20 protein-coding genes and 1 tRNA gene are annotated in these 17,367 nt (G+C 62.4%); 9 read left to right on the forward strand and 12 right to left on the reverse strand.

Annotation, left to right across the window (positions count from 1 at the left end; translation table 11 throughout):
* Positions 1–203 precede the first annotated feature (203 nt).
* From TX80_RS17615 to TX80_RS17625, 3 genes are all read right to left on the reverse strand, one after another.
* Positions 204–737, reverse strand: coding sequence for an Rrf2 family transcriptional regulator (locus TX80_RS17615; protein ID WP_049924617.1), 534 nt, complete (start codon positions 735–737; stop codon positions 204–206).
* Positions 738–853: 116 nt separating this feature from the next.
* On the reverse strand, positions 854–1,786 hold the full coding sequence (locus TX80_RS17620; RefSeq protein ID WP_049924618.1) for a ZIP family metal transporter: 933 nt from the start codon (positions 1,784–1,786) through the stop codon (positions 854–856).
* A gap of 117 nt (positions 1,787–1,903) precedes the next feature.
* Positions 1,904–2,584, reverse strand: coding sequence for a metal-dependent transcriptional regulator (locus TX80_RS17625; RefSeq protein ID WP_049924620.1), 681 nt, complete (start codon positions 2,582–2,584; stop codon positions 1,904–1,906).
* Between the two features lie 102 nt (positions 2,585–2,686).
* Between TX80_RS17625 and rocF the strand changes: the two genes are divergently transcribed.
* The gene (rocF, locus tag TX80_RS17630) at positions 2,687–3,598 is read left to right on the forward strand and encodes an arginase (RefSeq protein ID WP_049924621.1); all 912 of its coding nucleotides are present in this window, start codon (positions 2,687–2,689) and stop codon (positions 3,596–3,598) included.
* 82 nt (positions 3,599–3,680) lie between these two features.
* Positions 3,681–4,850, forward strand: a complete 1,170-nt coding sequence (locus tag TX80_RS17635; protein WP_049924622.1) for an NAD(P)/FAD-dependent oxidoreductase — start codon at positions 3,681–3,683, stop codon at positions 4,848–4,850.
* Positions 4,851–4,862: 12 nt separating this feature from the next.
* On the opposite strand, the gene TX80_RS17640 is transcribed toward TX80_RS17635, so the two are convergent.
* The 3 genes from TX80_RS17640 to TX80_RS17650 form a co-directional block, all read right to left on the reverse strand.
* Complete coding sequence (locus TX80_RS17640) at positions 4,863–5,732, reverse strand: DUF4013 domain-containing protein (protein ID WP_049924624.1); 870 nt, start codon at positions 5,730–5,732, stop codon at positions 4,863–4,865.
* A 64-nt stretch (positions 5,733–5,796) separates the two neighbouring features.
* Positions 5,797–6,306 (reverse strand): acyltransferase, encoded by a 510-nt coding sequence (locus TX80_RS17645; RefSeq protein WP_049924626.1) that lies wholly within the window; start codon positions 6,304–6,306, stop codon positions 5,797–5,799.
* A gap of 52 nt (positions 6,307–6,358) precedes the next feature.
* Positions 6,359–7,180 (reverse strand): Nmad3 family putative nucleotide modification protein, encoded by an 822-nt coding sequence (locus tag TX80_RS17650; protein WP_049924627.1) that lies wholly within the window; start codon positions 7,178–7,180, stop codon positions 6,359–6,361.
* A gap of 113 nt (positions 7,181–7,293) precedes the next feature.
* Here TX80_RS17650 and TX80_RS17655 point away from each other — a divergent pair, with 113 nt between their 5' ends.
* Positions 7,294–7,491 carry a hypothetical protein gene (locus tag TX80_RS17655; protein ID WP_049924628.1) on the forward strand — a complete coding sequence of 66 codons (198 nt, stop codon included), beginning with the start codon at positions 7,294–7,296 and terminating at the stop codon, positions 7,489–7,491.
* Positions 7,492–7,588: 97 nt separating this feature from the next.
* Positions 7,589–7,747 (forward strand): hypothetical protein, encoded by a 159-nt coding sequence (locus tag TX80_RS19570; protein ID WP_195893110.1) that lies wholly within the window; start codon positions 7,589–7,591, stop codon positions 7,745–7,747.
* Positions 7,748–7,876: 129 nt separating this feature from the next.
* Here the strand turns inward: TX80_RS19570 and TX80_RS20050 are convergent, their stop codons facing one another.
* Positions 7,877–8,005, reverse strand: a complete 129-nt coding sequence (locus tag TX80_RS20050; protein ID WP_268258158.1) for a hypothetical protein — start codon at positions 8,003–8,005, stop codon at positions 7,877–7,879.
* A 525-nt stretch (positions 8,006–8,530) separates the two neighbouring features.
* Between TX80_RS20050 and TX80_RS17660 the strand changes: the two genes are divergently transcribed.
* Both TX80_RS17660 and TX80_RS17665 read left to right on the forward strand, forming a co-directional pair.
* Complete coding sequence (locus tag TX80_RS17660; protein ID WP_049924629.1) at positions 8,531–9,016, forward strand: type IV pilin; 486 nt, start codon at positions 8,531–8,533, stop codon at positions 9,014–9,016.
* Entirely contained in the window at positions 9,013–9,483 is a 471-nt protein-coding gene (locus tag TX80_RS17665) for a type IV pilin (RefSeq protein ID WP_049924630.1), read from the forward strand. The genes TX80_RS17660 and TX80_RS17665 overlap by 4 nt, the downstream gene beginning before the upstream one ends.
* A gap of 768 nt (positions 9,484–10,251) precedes the next feature.
* Here the strand turns inward: TX80_RS17665 and TX80_RS17670 are convergent.
* From TX80_RS17670 to TX80_RS17685, 4 genes are all read right to left on the reverse strand, one after another.
* Positions 10,252–10,322, reverse strand: a tRNA-Pro gene (locus tag TX80_RS17670).
* A gap of 59 nt (positions 10,323–10,381) precedes the next feature.
* Positions 10,382–11,290, reverse strand: coding sequence for an RNA-guided pseudouridylation complex pseudouridine synthase subunit Cbf5 (locus TX80_RS17675; protein ID WP_049924631.1), 909 nt, complete (start codon positions 11,288–11,290; stop codon positions 10,382–10,384).
* Positions 11,290–11,865, reverse strand: a complete 576-nt coding sequence (gene cmk / locus TX80_RS17680; RefSeq protein ID WP_049924632.1) for a (d)CMP kinase — start codon at positions 11,863–11,865, stop codon at positions 11,290–11,292. Before cmk ends, TX80_RS17675 begins: the two co-directional genes overlap by 1 nt.
* 123 nt (positions 11,866–11,988) lie before the next feature.
* Positions 11,989–12,936, reverse strand: coding sequence for a DUF106 domain-containing protein (locus tag TX80_RS17685; protein WP_049924633.1), 948 nt, complete (start codon positions 12,934–12,936; stop codon positions 11,989–11,991).
* A 147-nt stretch (positions 12,937–13,083) separates the two neighbouring features.
* Here TX80_RS17685 and TX80_RS17690 point away from each other — a divergent pair, with 147 nt between their 5' ends.
* Positions 13,084–14,592, forward strand: a complete 1,509-nt coding sequence (locus TX80_RS17690; RefSeq protein WP_154658701.1) for a DUF7289 family protein — start codon at positions 13,084–13,086, stop codon at positions 14,590–14,592.
* 178 nt (positions 14,593–14,770) lie between these two features.
* Complete coding sequence (locus TX80_RS17695; RefSeq protein WP_049924636.1) at positions 14,771–16,255, forward strand: DUF7289 family protein; 1,485 nt, start codon at positions 14,771–14,773, stop codon at positions 16,253–16,255.
* Between the two features lie 6 nt (positions 16,256–16,261).
* Here the strand turns inward: TX80_RS17695 and TX80_RS17700 are convergent, their stop codons facing one another.
* Positions 16,262–16,897: an adenylate kinase gene (locus tag TX80_RS17700; RefSeq protein WP_049924637.1), complete on the reverse strand. Its 636-nt coding sequence runs from the start codon at positions 16,895–16,897 to the stop codon at positions 16,262–16,264.
* Between the two features lie 59 nt (positions 16,898–16,956).
* Here TX80_RS17700 and TX80_RS17705 point away from each other — a divergent pair, with 59 nt between their 5' ends.
* Positions 16,957–17,367, forward strand: a complete 411-nt coding sequence (locus tag TX80_RS17705) for a hypothetical protein (protein WP_049924638.1) — start codon at positions 16,957–16,959, stop codon at positions 17,365–17,367.

Genomic DNA, 17,367 nt, shown 5'->3' on the forward strand with positions numbered 1-17,367 from the left:
CGGGACTCGTCGCGGTATCGGACTGAAATCAGTCGTCGATCGACTCCAGTTCTCCGGAATCGTCAGTAAACAGCCGGGAAGCGACGCGGAGACGAGATCGAACGCACTCGGAAAAGCTGATCGACGCTGCCCGGATACAGTACCGACCGCAGCCGAGAGCCGTCGCTTTGCGTGCTCATCTCGGAGAAGCCGCGTCGACAGCGTCAGTGGTTCGGCTCTTCGGCGGGAGCGACCATATCGTCGATGCGCAGAATGAGAATGTTGTTGGTGTCGTCCTTGCCGTCGACCCGTCCTTCGACGAGGAGTTTCGACAGCGGCGTCGGGCCGACGGTGACGGCGTCGTCCTCGGAGATATCGTCGATTGCGCCCTGCAGGTGTACCTCGGCGCGACAGAGTTCGGGGTGGTGAACGCTCGAGAGGTCGATCTCCTCGACGATGACGTCGTCGATCGGCTGGCCCTCGTGCTCGATCGGGACGGCTGCGGGATCGTCCATCTGCTGGATCTCGAGTGCTTCGTAAGCGGCGGCCGTCGGTTTGTAGCCGCCTTTAGGGCCGGGGACGCCCTCGACGAGCTGGAGGGCTTTGAGACTCTGCATCTGGTTGCGGATCGTTCCCGGGTTCCGGTCGACCTGTTCGGCGATATCCTCCCCCTTGATCGCGTCTTCGGACTCCTTGTGGAGATTCGTTAATGCGCGGAGGATTTTCTTCTGGCTTGGGGTCAGTTCGATGGATGACATAGTGAATTGTTCGTAATTGGATTCCTTAAACCCGACGGGTCGGCCGGGTGTCGTACAGGATTTCGTCGTTGGAATCGGTCACAGTAAGGCGTTTCTTTTCGTCTCGGCGGCAGGTCTCAGGCCGGGCCGAGCAAGCCTTCGAGCACGGCGTCCACGAGGACGTCCTCGAGAAGGAACATGAGGGTGAATCCGGTGGCGAAGGTAACGACGGTAGTCCGGGTCAGGACGGCCTCGGCGTCGAACCGAACGAGTTCCGCAACCTCGATGAGGACTTGCAGGATCGCACCGACGCCAACCGCGAAACAGAGGACGGCAAGCAGCGGCGACTGGGCGAAACTGCCGAGCCAACCACCAACGATGACGGGGCCGCCGGCGATGACTCCCATCGCACCGAAATGGTGTCTCGGCGGCGTCGTCCGCTCGCGGGCGACTGCGGTGACGACGGTCGGACCCTCCAGTACGTTGTGCATGACGAAGGCCAACACGAGCAACAGCACTTTCGTCGACTCACCCTGAATGAAGTAGGTACCGATCCCCAGTCCCTCGCCGATGCTGTGGAGGCCGAGAGCGAGCGCGACGAGGTAGGCGATCTCGAGTCCGTTCTTGCCCGTCGCCACCATCTCGTGGTGTCGCCACCCGCTTGCGAGAGACATGACAGCGAAGGTGCCGGCGACGCCGCCGACCGCGAGAGCCGCGGCCAGCGCCGTCCGGTCGGTCGCGACGCCGTAGCCGACGATGTCGACGACCATCTCGAGGGCGGTAAAGACGAGCACGCCGGCTGAAAGCGCCAGAAACGCGTGCAGGTATCGCGGGTTCAGCTCCCGGATAAACGGAAACCACAGCATTCCGATCACGACGGGGACGATCCCCGCGAGCGCCCCGATGACGGTGAGCATCCAGATGATCTCGAGGGTACTCGCCTCCTCGACCGCGGCGAGATCACCGACGGGGACGGTACGCGTCAGGAACGCGACGATGGTCCCGAGAAGCACCACCGGGGCGATCGCGAGAAGCCAGCGGGACAGCGCAACCCCGAGTCGGGTACCCATTAGCTGCCATCACCTCCGTGGCTCGTCGATAGATGCCTCATCACAACGAAGTTAGTGGTCTCTAAATTTATGCCTTTTCGGCCGGCCAACGGGCTAGACTTGGTCTCACTCAGTGGGTTAGGACTCGAGTTCGGCCGGCTGAGCGACGCGGACGTGGCGGGCGACGTCTTTGGGGAGGGAGACGGATTCGTCGCGCTCGCTCGAGCGAGCCGTAATCATCCCGAAGGGGGCGATCTCGACGATCTCGAGTTCGACGCCGGGTTCGACACCGTGATCGGCGAGATACGAGAGGATTTCGGAGTCACGATCCGCGACCTCCTCGACGACGACGGTATCGCCCTCGGAAAACTCCGTGACCGAACGGCCGGCCGGTCGGTCCGGCGGTTCGAGATCCGCGCTCGGGATCGGCGATCCGTGGGGATCGACCTCCGGATCGCCGAGGGCGTCGGCGACCCGGGCCTCGAAGTCCTCGCTGATGTGGTGTTCGAGTCGATCGGCCTCCGCGTGGACCTCCGACCAATCGTAATCGAGGTGTTCGGTGAGATACGCCTCGAGCAGCCGGTGATGGCGGACCACCTCGAGCGCGACGGTCTCGCCCTCGTCGGTGAGCGTAACCCCGCGGTACTTCTCACGGTCGACGAGTCCCCGCTCCTCGAGTTTCTCGAGCATGCTGGTCACGGTCGGCGACGTGACGTCCAGCTCCTCGGCGATCGCGGAGGTTTTGATCCGCTCGTCGTCCCCCCGCTGGAGCTGGTAGATGACCTTGAGGTAATCCTCCATCACGTCGCTCAGCATCATCGTCGGACGTTTAGCCCCGTCTAACCCTAAAGTTGTCGACAGCGACGCCCCGGTCGAACGGACATCAGTACGGTCAAGCCACTCCGGGGGAAAGAGCGCGGTATGGTATCGACCGTTCGAATCATCGGTGCACCGATAGACTACGGCGCGAACCGGCGTGGAGTCGACATGGGACCGTCCGCGATCCGATACGCGGGACTGAGCGACGAACTCGAACAGGCCGGCGTCGAGCCGGTCGACGCGGGAGATCTGCACGTTCCCCGCGCGGAAGAACTGGATCCGGACGCAGACCAGCCGCCCGAGGGGAACGCGAAGTTCCTCGGGGAGATCGAAGACGGGTGTTCGCGCCTGGCGGACCGGGTCGAAGACACGCTCGCGGACGGGGAGTTCCCGCTCGTACTCGGCGGCGACCACTCCGTCGCGATCGGATCGATGCACGGCGCGGCACGCGATGCCGACCTGGGCGTGATCTGGTTCGACGCCCACGCCGACCTCAACACGCCACAGACGTCGCCGAGCGGCAACGTCCACGGAATGCCACTCGCCGCGACGCTCGGCCGCGGTGCCTTCGGCGACATGGAGTGGGCACACGCCCCGACCGTCCGCGAGGAATCGATCGCCTACGTCGGGCTCCGGAGTATCGACGAGAAAGAGCGCGAGATGGTCCGCGACAGCGAGATGACGGCGTTCACGATGGCCGACATCGATGAGCGCGGGATCACCGCCGTCGTCGAAGACGCGCTCGAGATCGCGACCGACGGGACCGACGGCGTCCACGTCAGTCTCGACCTCGACTGGCTCGATCCCAAGGCCGCACCCGGCGTCGGGACGCCCGTCCGCGGCGGCGCCACCTACCGGGAAGCCCACTCCGCGCTCGAAACCGTCTCCGAGTACGACGACGCGCTCCGATCGATGGACGTCGTCGAGGTCAACCCCATCCTCGACGAGGCAAACGAAACTGCGACGCTGGCGGCCGAACTCACCGCGAGCGCGTTCGGAAAGCGTATCCTCTGAGCGTACCCTGACGGTTGGGAACGTTGAACACGGTGATGAGCGTTCCAACACCTTTGTATCGTAGTGTTTCAGACTGTGCAGTATGACTGAGAACGTCGTCGTACTCGGCGCCGGATACGCCGGCGCGGGTGCGATCAACAAGCTCCAGTCGGAGCTTGGGGGTAACGCACGGCTGACCTGGATCGCCGACGTCGACTATCACCTCGTTTTGCACGAAGCCCACCGCGTGATCCGTGATCCCGACGTGAGATCCGACATCACGTTCCCGGTCCATGAGGTCGCCGACCCGTCGACCCAGTTCATCCGGGACGAGGTCACCGGCCTCGACGTCGACGAGCAGGTCGTCGAACTCGCCGAGGAGGAAAACGTCGAGTACGATTACGTGCTCGTCGCGCTCGGGACCAAAACCGCCTTCTACGGCATCCCCGGACTCGAGGAACACTCCCTGACGCTGAAGAGCCTCGACGACGCCCTCGAGATCCACGAGGCCGTCAAGGAGGCCAGCCAGAACGCCACCCGTGGCGAGCCAGCACAGGTCGTCATCGGCGGGGCCGGCCTCTCGGGCATCCAGACGGCCGGCGAAATCGCGGAGTTTCGCGACAACCACCGCGCGCCGATCGAGATCCACCTCGTCGAGGCGCTCGAGGAGATCTTCCCCGGCAACGATCCCGAAATTCAGCAGGCCCTGCGCGACCTGCTCGAGGAAGCCGGCGTCCACATCCACACAGACGACCCGATCACCGAAGCCACCGAAGACCACATCGAGTTCGACGAGGGCGACCCGCTCGAGCACGACGTCCTCGTCTGGACCGGCGGTATCACGGGCCGTGACGCCCTTGACGACGCCGATGTCGAAAAGGAGCACAACCGCGTCAACGTCTCGGCGAACTTCCAGACCACCGACGAGCGGGTCTTCGCGATCGGCGACTCGGCGATCATCGATCAGGGCGACCAGCCCGCGCCGCCGACGGCACAGGCCGCCTGGCAGGCCGCCGAAGTCGTCGGGGAGAACATCGCCCGCGCGATCGAGAACCGACCGCTGAAAACCTGGGAGTACGAGGACAAAGGGACCGTCGTCTCCGTCGGCGAGAAAGCCGTCGCCCACGAGGTCAAGCCGGCCTTCGGCGTTTCGCTTCCCGTCGACACGTTCGGCGGCTTCCCCGCGAAGAACCTCAAGAAGATGATCGCCGCCCGCTGGATCGCGGACATCACCTCCTGGAACGAGGCCCGAAAGTCCTGGTCCTCGCTGTAACGGCGCTGTTTCTCACTCGATTCCGAGTCCGCCGTCGGGATCGACCGGCGGGACGTCACCGGCCTCGGCCGCTTCGGCGTAGATGTGCCCCCACACGGCAAACGCCATGTTCGTCAGATACGCCGTAAAGACGTAGTACAGGGGGAACAACAGGAGGGCCCCGAAGACCGTAATCACGAGTACGAACGCGACGATCGACATGGCGATCCCCGCGATACTCGAGAACGCGACGAGCAACAGGATTCCCTTCAGGTAGTGGATCGAGAAAGCGAACCTGACGAACCGCCAGTCCGCGATCGATTCTTTGAGGCTTCCCGTCCCGATCAACACCGGGACGATCGCACCCCCGACGTACCCGAGCGCGAGCGCGATGAAGACCCCGGCGGCGACGATCAGGAGAACGCCCACCGGGTCCTCGATCGGAACCGCACCGAGAACCGCAACACCCATCACGCCCACGAGGGCGACCGTCCACGCGAGGTACACCGCAAACAGGACGAGACCGTCCGTTCCGAGTCCCCCCCAGTCCTCGAACGACGGCGGTTCTGGATCGCCACGGGCCGCCGCACGACCGAGGCGGAAGGAGTACCCGTACGAGCACAGCAGGGGTACTACCAGAAATCCGAGGAATATCAACACGGAGTCGATCAACAGCGGCCGGCCGCTTCTCCCGAGCGGGAACCGAAACGCGACGTCGAAGAGATCCCTGTCGCCGCCGGACGTGCTCCCCTCGTCGGACGCGGACGCCGTCGGAATCGGGTCCGCCTGCCGGTGCGACGGATCGGACGTGTCGGACCGATCGTCGCCGAGTTTCCCCCCACACGTGGGACAGATGAGCGTCCCCCGTTCGAACGTTTCGTCACATTCGCTGCAGTACGACATGAGCGAGCGTTCGGTCGTTGCCCCATAACTGTTATGTTTCCTGTAGCTGCGTTCCGAATACGAGTCACTCCTCGTCGGTCCCCATCGGCCGCGCCGGTACACCCGCGACGGTGGTCCCCGGTTCGACATCGGTCGTGACGAGCGAGTTCGCGGCCACGCTCGCGTCCGCGCCGATCTCCACGCCCGGCAACACGATGGCCCCCGCACCGATCATCGCCCGCTCTCCCACGACGACCTCGCCGGTCCGGTACTCGTCCTGTAGAAACTCGTGACAGAGGATCGTCGCGTCGTAGCCGACGATGGCGTGGTCCTCGAGCGTGATCAACTCGGGCCAGAACACGTCCGGCGTGGCCTCGAGCCCCCAAGAGACGCCGTCGCCGACGGAGACACCGAGCCGGCGCAGGCACCACCGCCGGAGCCGCAGGCTCGGGGCGATCCGGGCGAGCCAGACGATCACGTAGTTGATCGCGAGCCGAAGCGGGTGCTTCGCGTCCGTCCAGTAGGCCAGCGAGTTCCGTGCCCCCGGCGTCGGATGGCGACGCACCCGGTCGTGACGTGAAGTGTCGTCGGTCACTCGCGGAGTGTTCGACCGAACAGTACAAGAAATCGACCGATTCGATGCGGCGTCACCGGGTCGACTCGACCGTCGCAGCGTCGGCGGTCCGCTCGCCGGGCCGGCCGACCCGTCGGCGGAACACCTCGCCGGTCAGTTCACAGCGGTAGGCCGGCTTGAACATCATGTTCTCACCACCGGCCCGGACGTTCCAAGCGGACGCGATTTCCTCGCGCAAGTAGTATTGAGCCCGCTGGTTGCCCGGTTTCACGTAGTAGTCACTGAGCCGGATCGGGTGCCGGTCGAAGAGTCCACCCGGCTTCCGGCCATCGACGATCACCACCGTCTTCTCCGCCCGATAGAGTTCACCGTTTCGGGCGCGTTTCGCGTGTGCGTTCTCCGGATGGGCTGCGAGGATCGCCTCGCGTTCCTCCGCGGACATCTCGGGGGTCACCACGTCGACATCGTCGACGGTGAAATACCCGATCAGGTACCGGTGGGCGCGGTCGCCACCCGGGCGGCGCAGGCCCGCGTAGAACCCGACGACGTCGCCGGGCTCGAGGGCGCGAAGCCGGGTGACGTAGCCGCTGGTGCGGTGTTCGCCGTAGGTCAGCGCCTCGAAGTGAGGGTCGCGATGGAGCGGCCAGGACGCGAGGGCGTCGCCGGTAACCGACTCGGCACCGTCACGGACCGGCTGGGGCTCGATCCGGGTTGTGAGATCGGCCGCGACTCGGTCGTCGCCACGGAGCTCCCACGAGCCGAGTGTTTCGGATTCGGTCGTCTCGCGGGTCTTCTCCGGAATCGGAACGTACTCGAACCGCCCGTCGTCGTACAGCGGTCCCAGCACCCCGAGGTTGGTGCTATCCGCGCCGACGCCTGCAAGGACGACCGTCATTCGTGTACGTGCTGGAAGAGGACGGCGATAAAGCCCCCGATGGTCGGCGGTCTCGATCCGTCGGGTATCCTGAGAAAAGCTTGATGCGGCGCGATGGCGTAGGGTAACCGCTAATGGCTAGGGAGCGAGCGGCGGCGGTCTGTACGGCGTGTGAAAACGTGCTCGCGGTCACCGTCTGGGAGGACGGCTCGGTCCACCCGATCGGCACCGGCGCGACGTGTTCGTGTGGCAACGAGACGTTCGACGTACTCGACGACAGCGAACTCGAGGACGTTCCGGACGTCGACGATCGGGGACGACCGCAAGCGTAGCGGTGCTCGGCCGGCCGGCCGCGTCGGCGGGTCGACGCGGCTACGGCACCGAGCGTGCCAGCTACAGCCTTTTCTTCGCCCGGATGCTGGATACCATATGGCATCCAAAGCACCGGTCGAATGCCCGCTCTGTCGAGAGGATCCACCGTCGGATCAGAAACTCGAGGAACACCTGATGGCGGCGCATTCGAAGCGCAAACTGGCGAAGTTCGTCGTCAGCGAGACGCGAGCGATGACCGAGGGCGACATCTCGTAAGGCGACTCGCGGCCAGTATCCGGGCCGGCTCCGCGGGTCGGGATAACGGCGATAGGTGGGAGAGTGTCGATTGGCTGTTGCCAACGGGCCACGGAGCCGGCGTCCCGCCGTGGCCGAGCCGCCACCTCGCTACTCGCCGGCGGAGTCGCGAGCCTCGGCGTCGACGGCCGCGGAGTCAGATCCCGAACCGCGCTCGAGGACCCCCGGCGAAACCGGACAGCCACACGAGCCGGCGGTGGCCTCGAGCGGCCCGGCCACCGACACCCGCACGATCGGCGTCCCGCACCGCTGACAGGGGGTCGCCCACGACGGCGGATCGATGTCGACGCGGTCGACAGGATCGAAGACGGCCGACCCACGTCACGCGCTGGCGCGCACAGTCACGGGTTCGCCGCTCCGGCGTCTCCCCGGTGGTCTCCCTCAAGTGCCTCCCACCGCCATCCAAGGCGTCCCTGTAACCAATATTATCAGTCACTCGAGACGACTAGTCAGTTCGAGTCGGACTCGAGACCTAAATCGAAAAATCGCAGGACTGCAACGGTTCAAGGGGGTGCTGTAACCCTTCCAGTCACCGCTGATTATCAGAATTGAAAGTGTGTTCGTTGCCGTGAACAATCACGATCCCCTAGATATATATGCATCTCCTACAGTGCCCATTACCAGCACCAAACGCGGCGAGGAAGTGCGGTATGGCGCGACGGGCTCCACCCCCAAGCGCCAGTGGGCCGGTTTCACGCCGGCCATCATAAGCTTTCCCGCCCGTTTGGGGTGCTGTGATAACATATGGACGCGAAAATCATCCGCGACAAACTCGTCGGAAACGACGAGGAACGTGCCGTATCGCCGGTCATCGGGGTCATCCTGATGGTCGCAATCACCGTCATCCTCGCAGCCGTCATCGCTGCGTTCGTGTTGGACATGGGTGACAGCATCGACCAGGAAGCACAGGCCGGTGTCCAGATGGAGTTCGATTCGGACAGCGGAGAACTCGACGTCGAGTTGACCTCCGAAGGTAACTCCGAATACTGGCAACTTCGCGGCGACTACTACGACAATACGGGCGGCGACTGGGTTTCCGAAAACGGCAATTACAGCAACCTGAGCGGCGCTGGAGACACGCTAACGATCGATTGTTCGGACCCCTCCAGCGGATATTCCCTGAACTCCTCCAGTAACGACGAGACCGGTAAGCTGACGGTCGTTGCGTCTCAGGACGGCGAGTCGTGGACGAACGTCGGTAGCCAGGAGTGGGAATGTGGTAACCCATGAATTTGAAGGAGGTTCGCTCGAAGCTTGTCGGGAGTGAGGAGGAGCGTGCCGTCTCTCCCGTCATCGGTGTGATCCTGATGGTAGCGATCACGGTCATCCTGGCCGCTGTGATCGCCGCGTTCGTGCTCGATATGGGCGACAGCATCGACCAAGAAGCACAAGCCGGCGCTCAGATGGAATACGACACGGACGATGCCGAGCTGACGGTTGAGCTCACCTCGGAGGGCAACTCCAACTACTGGGAGGTCCGTGGCGATTACTACGATGCAAGTAATAGCGCGTGGGTCAGCGATAACGAGAACTACACCTCTCTAAGCGGCGCTGGCGATACGCTTAAGCTCTCGTGCGATAGCAGCGGCGGCTATCGACTCAACGAAAGTGCCGGCGACAGTGGAACGGTAACCATCGTCGCGTCTCAGGACGGCGAGTCGTGGACGAACGTCGGTAGCAAAGACTGGGAGTGCTAACGTAGCACAACCGTTCTCAGTTATTTAGACGCTGCATCGGACATCGGTTTCATAGCGTTTTTTGGATTGATGAAAACCCGCCGTATCTACGGTCAGTGCTGTTCTCACGGAATACGTCCCGTCGATACCGACGGACCGCTTGACGGGATCGAAATTCGTGCGTTCGTCGGGTGAGTAAAGTGGTTCGGAGCAAGAAATCACGTCTCTCGAGCAACTACGACCGACAAACCGCGTCCAACGTCGGGGGTCGCAAGAAAACGGCTCATTCTGTCACCACTCCCGATCTAGTCTCTACAGGGTATGCGCCACAATAACACAGACATCGATGGCGGCCGTCCGTAATCGCTCGCCAGTCACGTCTACGGAGTTTCTGGGTGACTCGATCGAATGCCACCACTGGACTGCCCCACCGGGAGGAAAGAGAGGACGACCGCTGTGACGAGGGCAAAGCCGATCGCGAGGAGTTTCATCGGTGGATTTCCACCTCGATTGATCGTTCGTGGGCCGTCTTGTGATTCTATTGGACGGTATCAACGCGATCGACACTCCAGTCGGATGAACGGTCCCACCCGCGAACCACACCGTGACCGACGGATTTGCGTACTCCTTCACACGGGAGCACTCGCTACATCGATGGGAGCGATCGTCACGCCGACTACCTCCAAACAGTCTGTCGACTATCCGATAATATGCAGAAGACAATAGTTGGATTTTCGGCCGCCTCAGGGGTACGAGCGGCTAAGAGTTGAACACTTAGGGAATATGAAGTGGGACCGCCGAGAATTGAACTCGGGTCCTACGGACCCCATCCGCAGAGGATACCACTACCCCACGGTCCCGCACGTGAACCGAGGACCGTCTGCCGTTTAAGCGTGTCGTTTCGCGATCGTCGTCGGGATCACACCAGCACCCGCTCGAGGTCGACGACAACACCCTCGTCCGCATCGGGGTCGCCCACGACTTCCCCGAGACAAACCGCTGCCTCGTCGGGCGTGACACACGCCACGAGCTCCCCGTGATCGGCCGCGTCGTCGGCCTCGAGCACGCCCGGGGCGTAAACCGGCGCACCGGTGGCCACCTCGCGGGCCGCGCTCTCGGCGATCACGACCCGGGGAATCCCCTCGAGGATCCGTTCGGCCGGATCGACGACCTCGAAAAGCGGCTCGGGGTCGTCGTCCTCGATCCAGAAGGAAAGCGCGTCGAGGAACTCGTGTGCGGAGTGGAGGTCCGTGTCGTCGAACGGCGTCGTCGCCGTCCGGCGCAGGTGTCCCATATGGGCACCCGTCCCGAGCGCCAGCCCGAGATCGTGACAGAGTTTGCGGACGTAGGTCCCGCTCTCGCATCGGATTCGTAACAGGAGCCGTCGCGAATCGCGCTCGAGCACCTCGAGGTCGTAGATTTCGCGCACGCGGAGGCGACGCGCGACCGCGCTCTTCCGGGGCGGCTTCTGGTAGATCGGCCCCTCGAACGCCGCGACGACCGACTCGGCGTCGCTTGGGACCGGTGCGTGACACTCGAGGACGGTGACGTACTCCTTTGGTCCCTCGAGAAAGACCTGTGCGAGCCGCGTCGCGTCGCCGAGCATGACCGGCAGACAGCCGGTTACCTTCGGATCGAGCGTGCCGGCGTGGGCTGCCCGGTCGATAGTGGCGTCGGCGCCGCGTTCGGCCAGCGTCTCCGCGACGGCGTCGCGAAGCCAGCCGCTGACCTGATGGGAGGACGGCCCGGGCGGTTTGTCGAGGTTGACGACGCCGAACGTGAGCAATTCGGCGGGCGGACGGTCTTCGGGTGGGCCACGGAGCGCCATTAGAACTCGGCGTCGAGATGAACGCGTGCCTGTCCTTCGTCGCCGTCGGGGTCGTACTCCTCGACGGCGGTCACGAGCATGTCGAGGACGGCGTCGGGCTCCCAGCGTGCCGTATTCACCGAGAGATCGTAGATCGTTAGATCCCTGATGTCGATCCCGTAGTACTCCTCGTATCGCTGGGCTTCGCTTGCCTCGCGGGCTTTGGTTTCCTCGGTTGCACGCTCGGGATCCTTATCCTCGCGTTCGGCGATCCGTTCGCCACGAACCCGTGGTGGTGCGTCGAGCCAGAACCGAAAGTCGGCGTGGTCACCTGCGAGCCAGCCGGCGAGTCGGGATTCGAGCACGAGCCCGTCCTCCTCGATGGCGATCTCCCGGAGCCGTCGGTCCAGATCTCGATCGATCTGATCGTTCTCCTCGGCGAGTTTGTTGAACTCGAGCGGCGTATAGCCGCGTTCGTCGGCCAGTTCGCGGAAGATGTCGCCGCCGCTGACGTGGTCGAGACCGAACGCGTCGGCCAACAACTCCGCAGTCGTGCTCTTCCCGCTGCCCGGCGGGCCGGAGACGGTCAGTAACATATCTAATCTGCGACGTGGCGGGTAAAATGGGTTTTGAATCGCTCGAGACCTCGATGCCGTCGGCGGGTGGTTCAAGCTGGAAGGCGAACGGACCGGAAGCAAATCGATCGGACGACCGTCGAATCAGGACGTCGACGGCGTCATGTCGATGTTCAGCGACTTGCGGAGCAGTTGCGTAAAGCTCATCGAACAGAGGAAATACCAGACGATCCACGCGGGCATCGGGCCGAGCAGCGACGCGGTCCACTTGGTTTCACCGGCGATCGGCATGACCACGGTCTGTTCGGCCCCATCGAGGCCCACGGAGTTGATCTTCCAGTACATCCAGAGGAACAGCGGGATCGTAAACAGCATGATCCAGACCATCGGCCGGATCTGTTCTTTGAACATGCCCATGTTCTCGGCCATCGCTTCCATCTGTTCCTCGCGGACTTCCTCCAGTTCCTTCTCGAGACGTTCGATCTCGGCTTCGCTAGCACCGCGTTCCTCGGCTGCCTTTTTGCGCTCGCGGACGTCTTCCTGCTTTTCCTGCATGGCTTTCATCCGCTCTTGGTACTTGCTCATGACCTCCGGGTTCATGAGGTTCGCTTGCAGCAGCGTCGAGTACAGGCCCGTCAACAGCGCGACGGACAGGATTACCGCATAAAACGGCAAGGCCGCATCGAGCGGTGCGAGAACGGTGTCGATCGTCGACCCGACCGTGTCCCGAACCGAATTGAGCCAGTAGCCGACCATCAGCAACACCGACCCCATTGCGGCGGTCTTGTCCCACTGTGACCACTGTGTCGTTTCCGCGTCGATTTCCACGTCGGCTGCCGGCCCGTCACCGTCGCCGTCGAGGGCGTCGTCGTAGGCCTCTCGGTCGGCGATTTCGAATCCCTCGTCGCCGTCGACCAGGACGCCTTTTTCGATTAATCGGCCCCACTGTCCGCTCGTTAGGTCGTCGCTTACGTCGGACCACTGGATTTCCCCGCCGTTCCTGTCGGCTTCCTCGCGGATGGCCTCGAGGGCGTCCGTCATCGAGGAATCCTCACGAACGAGGGAGTTGATCTTCTCGGCTGTACGCGTCATCTGATTCGTGCTAGGGGTCGTTCGGTATACAAGTGTTTATCTTCGGTGGCCTCTCGCGTGCTCGCTTTCGATCGACCGACCCGTTTTCGCTCGTGAGTGTCTAGCTGTCCGAACCTTTTATTATAGCTACACCGCATATTTTGTGCAATGAGTTCGCGCAGGGGACGTTCAGTGACGCCGTCGAGACGAGGGCAGTCCGCACTCCTCGGGCTCGTGTTATTGATCGGAATGGTAGCAACCATCAGCGTCGGGCTATTTCTGGTCGCGGGTGAAAGCGTCTCTAGCGTGGAGAAACAGTCCGAAAACGAACGAGTGGAACAGACGTTCGTCGAGTTGAGTCAACAGATGCGGACGGTCGCGTCGACCGGCGACGCCTCGACCACCCTCGAGTTCGATGCGGGAGAAAACGGTGCGGTCGTCAAAACGAACGTCAGTACGATCGAGATCAGCGGCGCGGATCTCGATATCGAAACGGACATCGGGGCCATCGAGTACGAGGGCGACGACGGAACACGAATCGCCTATCAGGCCGGTGGCGTGTTCCGCGAAACCGGCAACGAAACGCAGGTCGTCTCGGCACCGCCACTCGACTACGACAGCGAGACGAACACGTTCTCGTTTTCGATAACCGAGATCGCGGACGACGGGGACATCGACTCCGGCGACGTCTCGGTCACGCACTCCGGAAACACCGAACCGTATCAGGACACGGTTCACGTCGACGACAGTATCATGGTCAACGTCACCAGCGAGTACTGCGTCGGCTGGCAGACGTACTTCGAGAAACAGACGGAAACCGGCGACGGACAAGCGATCCGCGAAACGTGCGGTGACGACGACACGGTTCGCGTCCAGCTCGGCCGGTTCGACATCGAAGACGGAACGTTCGAGGACGGCGTCGTCGTTTACGACGAGGTAAACGGCAAGACAGGTGGGTGGGACGTAAGCACTGGCGACGGCGACTCCCCGCCGTCGCTCGATGGGTTGATCGATACCATGATCGCCGACCTCAGGTCGGACGACGACGTGACGAATCTCAGCGACGTCAGTAGTCCGATCTCGAGCGGCACGTACTATGCCGAAGAACTCGACCCTGCCGATTTCGGCGGGGACCTTACCTTCGATCTTTCGAGCGGTAACGCGACGGTCGTCGTCGAGGAAGACATCGTCGTCGACGGCGACGAACTGCACGTCGCCAACGCAGGCGGCAACCGATCGGTCCAGATCTATGCCGGCGGGAACTTCGACGCCAGCGGCGGCGGCGGTGAGATGTGCGTCGAACCCTGTAACGACGAGGTGGACGCGAAACACCTACAGGTGTACGGGAAATCGGACATGAGCATCAGTATGGGGACCGGGAAAACATATTTCGAGGGGATGCTCTATGCCCCGCCGGGAGACACCGAGTTCACCGACAACGAGATTCACAACACGGGACAGTGTAGCGACGAACAACTCTGCTATCAGTCGACGGTCGAAACCGACGGCTCGTTCGTCGTTGCGTCCGCACATTCGCAAACGCCGAACACCGAAGCGAATCACGATCCCGACCTCGTGGATTTCAGCCCGGAACTGAACCTCGACGAATATATCTTCCCGCCGGAACTCACCTACCTCAACGTCGCCGAACACGAAGTGATCGTCGAAAACGAGTAGGACCAGTACCCTGATCGGCCCGCTATCCGTTTACTCCGTTTTGATTCGGTTCGGCTTCCCCTTCTGCCTAATTCCCGTACCAAAGTAACGAATATATGGTTGCTCTGGACGATATAAACCATTTTGAAGCGTCTGATCGGACCGGTTGATTATTATCTATACTGAATATCTTCCGGCCATGAGTAGACGACGCGGTGATACTCCTGCCGGATCGACGGCCCGGGCTCAGTCGGCTATGCTGGGTCTCGTGTTGTTGATCGGAATGGTCGCAACCATCAGCGTCGGGATCGTTCTCGTTGCCGGGGAGACGATCACCAGTATCGAACAGCAGTCCGAACAGGACCGTGTCGAAAACGCGTTCGTCGAACTGGGACAACAGATGGCGACGGCCTCGTCGAACGACGACACGTCGCGGGCGATGAACCTCGAGATCGGTCAGGACGGGGCGGTCGTCCGGAAGAATACCGGCTCAGTCAACGTTACTTCGGCTGCTCTCGAAAACGACATCGATCTCACGATCGGAACGATCGAGTACGAGAGCAGCGACGGGACAGTGCTTGCCTATCAGGCGGGAACCGTCTTCCGAGAGACCGGGAACGAGACACAACTCGTCTCGTCGCCGCCGATATACTACGACACAGCCACCGAAACCCTCACGCTCCCTGTCGTGACCGTCAGCGGCAAGCAAAAGCTCGGTTCCGGAAACGTATTCATCAGCCACAGAGAGACGAAGACGTATCAGGAAGCCAACGTCGTCGAAAACGAGAGCGTGACGATCACGATCGAGAGCGACTACTACCGCGGCTGGGAGTCGTACTTCCGAACTCAGGCGGGCGATACTGTCGTCCAATCCGTCGACCACGACAACCGGACCCTCAAGGTACGGGTCGGTTATCTCGAGATCGAGGAAGCCTTCGAAGACGGCATTCTCATCTCCGAGAACTTCGACGATTTCGAGAACGCCGACGTCGAGGACGGCGACATCAAGAAGGGATCGATGCCGGAACTCGACGAGGTAATTGCGGAGATGATCGATGATATCGAGGACGGTTCGATGGCATATGACCCGCTGCCGACGACGGACGGGACCGTCGCGGACAACGGGACGTACTGGCAGTCGGACGAGTTACATATCGAAGACGATGACGAACTCACGTTCGACGTTTCGGACGGAAACTCGACGCTGATCGTCGACGACAATATCACCATCGACGGCGACGTCTATGCCGACACGGACGGGACGGACCACGAACTGAAGATCTATACGACCGGTCACGTTGACCTTCACAACGGAAACGTCTCCGTCGATGACGGTACCGCGGCACAGTTACAGCTATACGGGACCTCGGAAACTCACATTGGGATTCAAACGTCCTCTTTCGAGGGAACGATCTACGCTCCCCGCGACGAAACGTGGGGAGATACCCCGAACGCGGTGTTCGATCCGGGCTGTTCCGAACAGGTGTGTATGCAAGCGAACGTGGAGTTCGATGGGGCACTCATCGCGTCGTCCGCGTACGTCCACTCGGCTTCGGTCGATTTCGAGTACGATACGTCCCTCGAGAACAACGATATCGACCTGTATCCCGATAGTTACGAACTCCCGCCACAGCTCACCTACCTCAACGTCGCTCGCCACGAGGTGACGGTCAAAAACAACTGACGTCCGTTACGCCGCGTCCTCGATCGTCGCCTTCACGTCGTCCCAGACCTCGTTTGGGGCCCGTTCGCCGTCGATCAGCTCGAGTTCCCCGCGGTCGTCGTAGTAGTCGATGACTGGTTCCGTGTTCTCCCGGTAGACTCGCAGTCGTTCCCGGACGGTTTCTTCCGTATCGTCCTCGCGCTGTTCGAGTCGGTCCTCGACCTCGGGGTCCTCCGGCGGGTTGTACTCGACGTGGTAGATTTCGCCGGTCTCGGGATCGAGACGGCGACCGGTCAGCCGGTGGACGAGTTCTTCCTCGCTGACATCGAGATAAAGGACGACGTCGAGATCCGTCATCCCCTCGAGTTCTTCGGCCTGCTCGAGGTTCCGCGGGTAGCCGTCGAGGACGAAGCCGTCGGCCTGCGAAAGGGCCTCATCGACGATGGCGTTGACGACCTCGTCCGGAACGAGTTCACCCTTGTCCATATACTCGCCGGGGGTATCGTACTCCGTGTCCATGTCGGAGATGTCCATCTCCTTGTTCGATCGCAAGGCGTCGCCCGTGGTGACGTGCTCGACATCGAACTCCTCGACGATGTTCGCGCTCTGGGTCCCCTTCCCAGCGCCGGGAGCACCCAGAATCAGGATTCGTGGCTGTGCCATACGTCACCGTTCAGGGCCGGCACATAAAGGCTTAAAGAAACGGCCACATCCGTTTCCGTATGACCCGCTTCGACGCAGCGGATCCGACGGAGCGCCGAAAACTGTACGTCGATGCCATCACAGCCCACCGCGAACGCGGGAGCGGCTTCCTGACGCTCGAGGTCGACGGCGAGGAACTGGCGGCCACGGAGGCACCCGATCCGGAACTGGGCGTCCCGTGGCTCCAGTTCGGCGACGGGACGATCAATCTCGATTGCACCGACGCGGAACTGGCGGAACTCAAGTCGCTGCTCGAGGAGTTCCCCGCGTTCAAGATCGACGAGGTAACGCGTCCCGACGATACCGACGGCGTTAACGTCCGCGTGAGCGCGAAAGCGGACCCCAACCGGATCGCACAGTGTCTCGACGCGGTGTTTCGTCGCGTCTACGGACTCCCCGAGGGATTCCGCGTCTGGGCCGTCGAAGTGTAG

It is taken from the genome of Halopiger djelfimassiliensis (assembly GCF_000455365.1).
Lineage (GTDB): Archaea > Halobacteriota > Halobacteria > Halobacteriales > Natrialbaceae > Halopiger_B > Halopiger_B djelfimassiliensis.

Bases quoted from the DNA above. Each gene is read 5' to 3' on its own strand.
- rocF (WP_049924621.1), top strand. From the start codon at position 2,687: ATGGTATCGACCGTTCGAATCATCGGTGCACCGATAGACTACGGCGCG.
- TX80_RS17660 (WP_049924629.1), top strand. From the start codon at position 8,531: ATGGACGCGAAAATCATCCGCGACAAACTCGTCGGAAACGACGAGGAA.
- TX80_RS17635 (WP_049924622.1), top strand. From the start codon at position 3,681: ATGACTGAGAACGTCGTCGTACTCGGCGCCGGATACGCCGGCGCGGGT.
- TX80_RS17690 (WP_154658701.1), top strand. From the start codon at position 13,084: ATGAGTTCGCGCAGGGGACGTTCAGTGACGCCGTCGAGACGAGGGCAG.
- TX80_RS17655 (WP_049924628.1), top strand. From the start codon at position 7,294: ATGGCTAGGGAGCGAGCGGCGGCGGTCTGTACGGCGTGTGAAAACGTG.
- TX80_RS17695 (WP_049924636.1), top strand. From the start codon at position 14,771: ATGAGTAGACGACGCGGTGATACTCCTGCCGGATCGACGGCCCGGGCT.
- TX80_RS17665 (WP_049924630.1), top strand. From the start codon at position 9,013: ATGAATTTGAAGGAGGTTCGCTCGAAGCTTGTCGGGAGTGAGGAGGAG.
- TX80_RS17675 (WP_049924631.1), bottom strand. From the start codon at position 11,290: ATGGCGCTCCGTGGCCCACCCGAAGACCGTCCGCCCGCCGAATTGCTC.
- TX80_RS17615 (WP_049924617.1), bottom strand. From the start codon at position 737: ATGTCATCCATCGAACTGACCCCAAGCCAGAAGAAAATCCTCCGCGCA.
- TX80_RS17625 (WP_049924620.1), bottom strand. From the start codon at position 2,584: ATGATGCTGAGCGACGTGATGGAGGATTACCTCAAGGTCATCTACCAG.
- TX80_RS17700 (WP_049924637.1), bottom strand. From the start codon at position 16,897: ATGGCACAGCCACGAATCCTGATTCTGGGTGCTCCCGGCGCTGGGAAG.
- cmk (WP_049924632.1), bottom strand. From the start codon at position 11,865: ATGTTACTGACCGTCTCCGGCCCGCCGGGCAGCGGGAAGAGCACGACT.
- TX80_RS17650 (WP_049924627.1), bottom strand. From the start codon at position 7,180: ATGACGGTCGTCCTTGCAGGCGTCGGCGCGGATAGCACCAACCTCGGG.
- TX80_RS17620 (WP_049924618.1), bottom strand. From the start codon at position 1,786: ATGGGTACCCGACTCGGGGTTGCGCTGTCCCGCTGGCTTCTCGCGATC.
- TX80_RS17640 (WP_049924624.1), bottom strand. From the start codon at position 5,732: ATGTCGTACTGCAGCGAATGTGACGAAACGTTCGAACGGGGGACGCTC.
- TX80_RS17705 (WP_049924638.1), top strand. From the start codon at position 16,957: ATGACCCGCTTCGACGCAGCGGATCCGACGGAGCGCCGAAAACTGTAC.
- TX80_RS17685 (WP_049924633.1), bottom strand. From the start codon at position 12,936: ATGACGCGTACAGCCGAGAAGATCAACTCCCTCGTTCGTGAGGATTCC.
- TX80_RS19570 (WP_195893110.1), top strand. From the start codon at position 7,589: ATGGCATCCAAAGCACCGGTCGAATGCCCGCTCTGTCGAGAGGATCCA.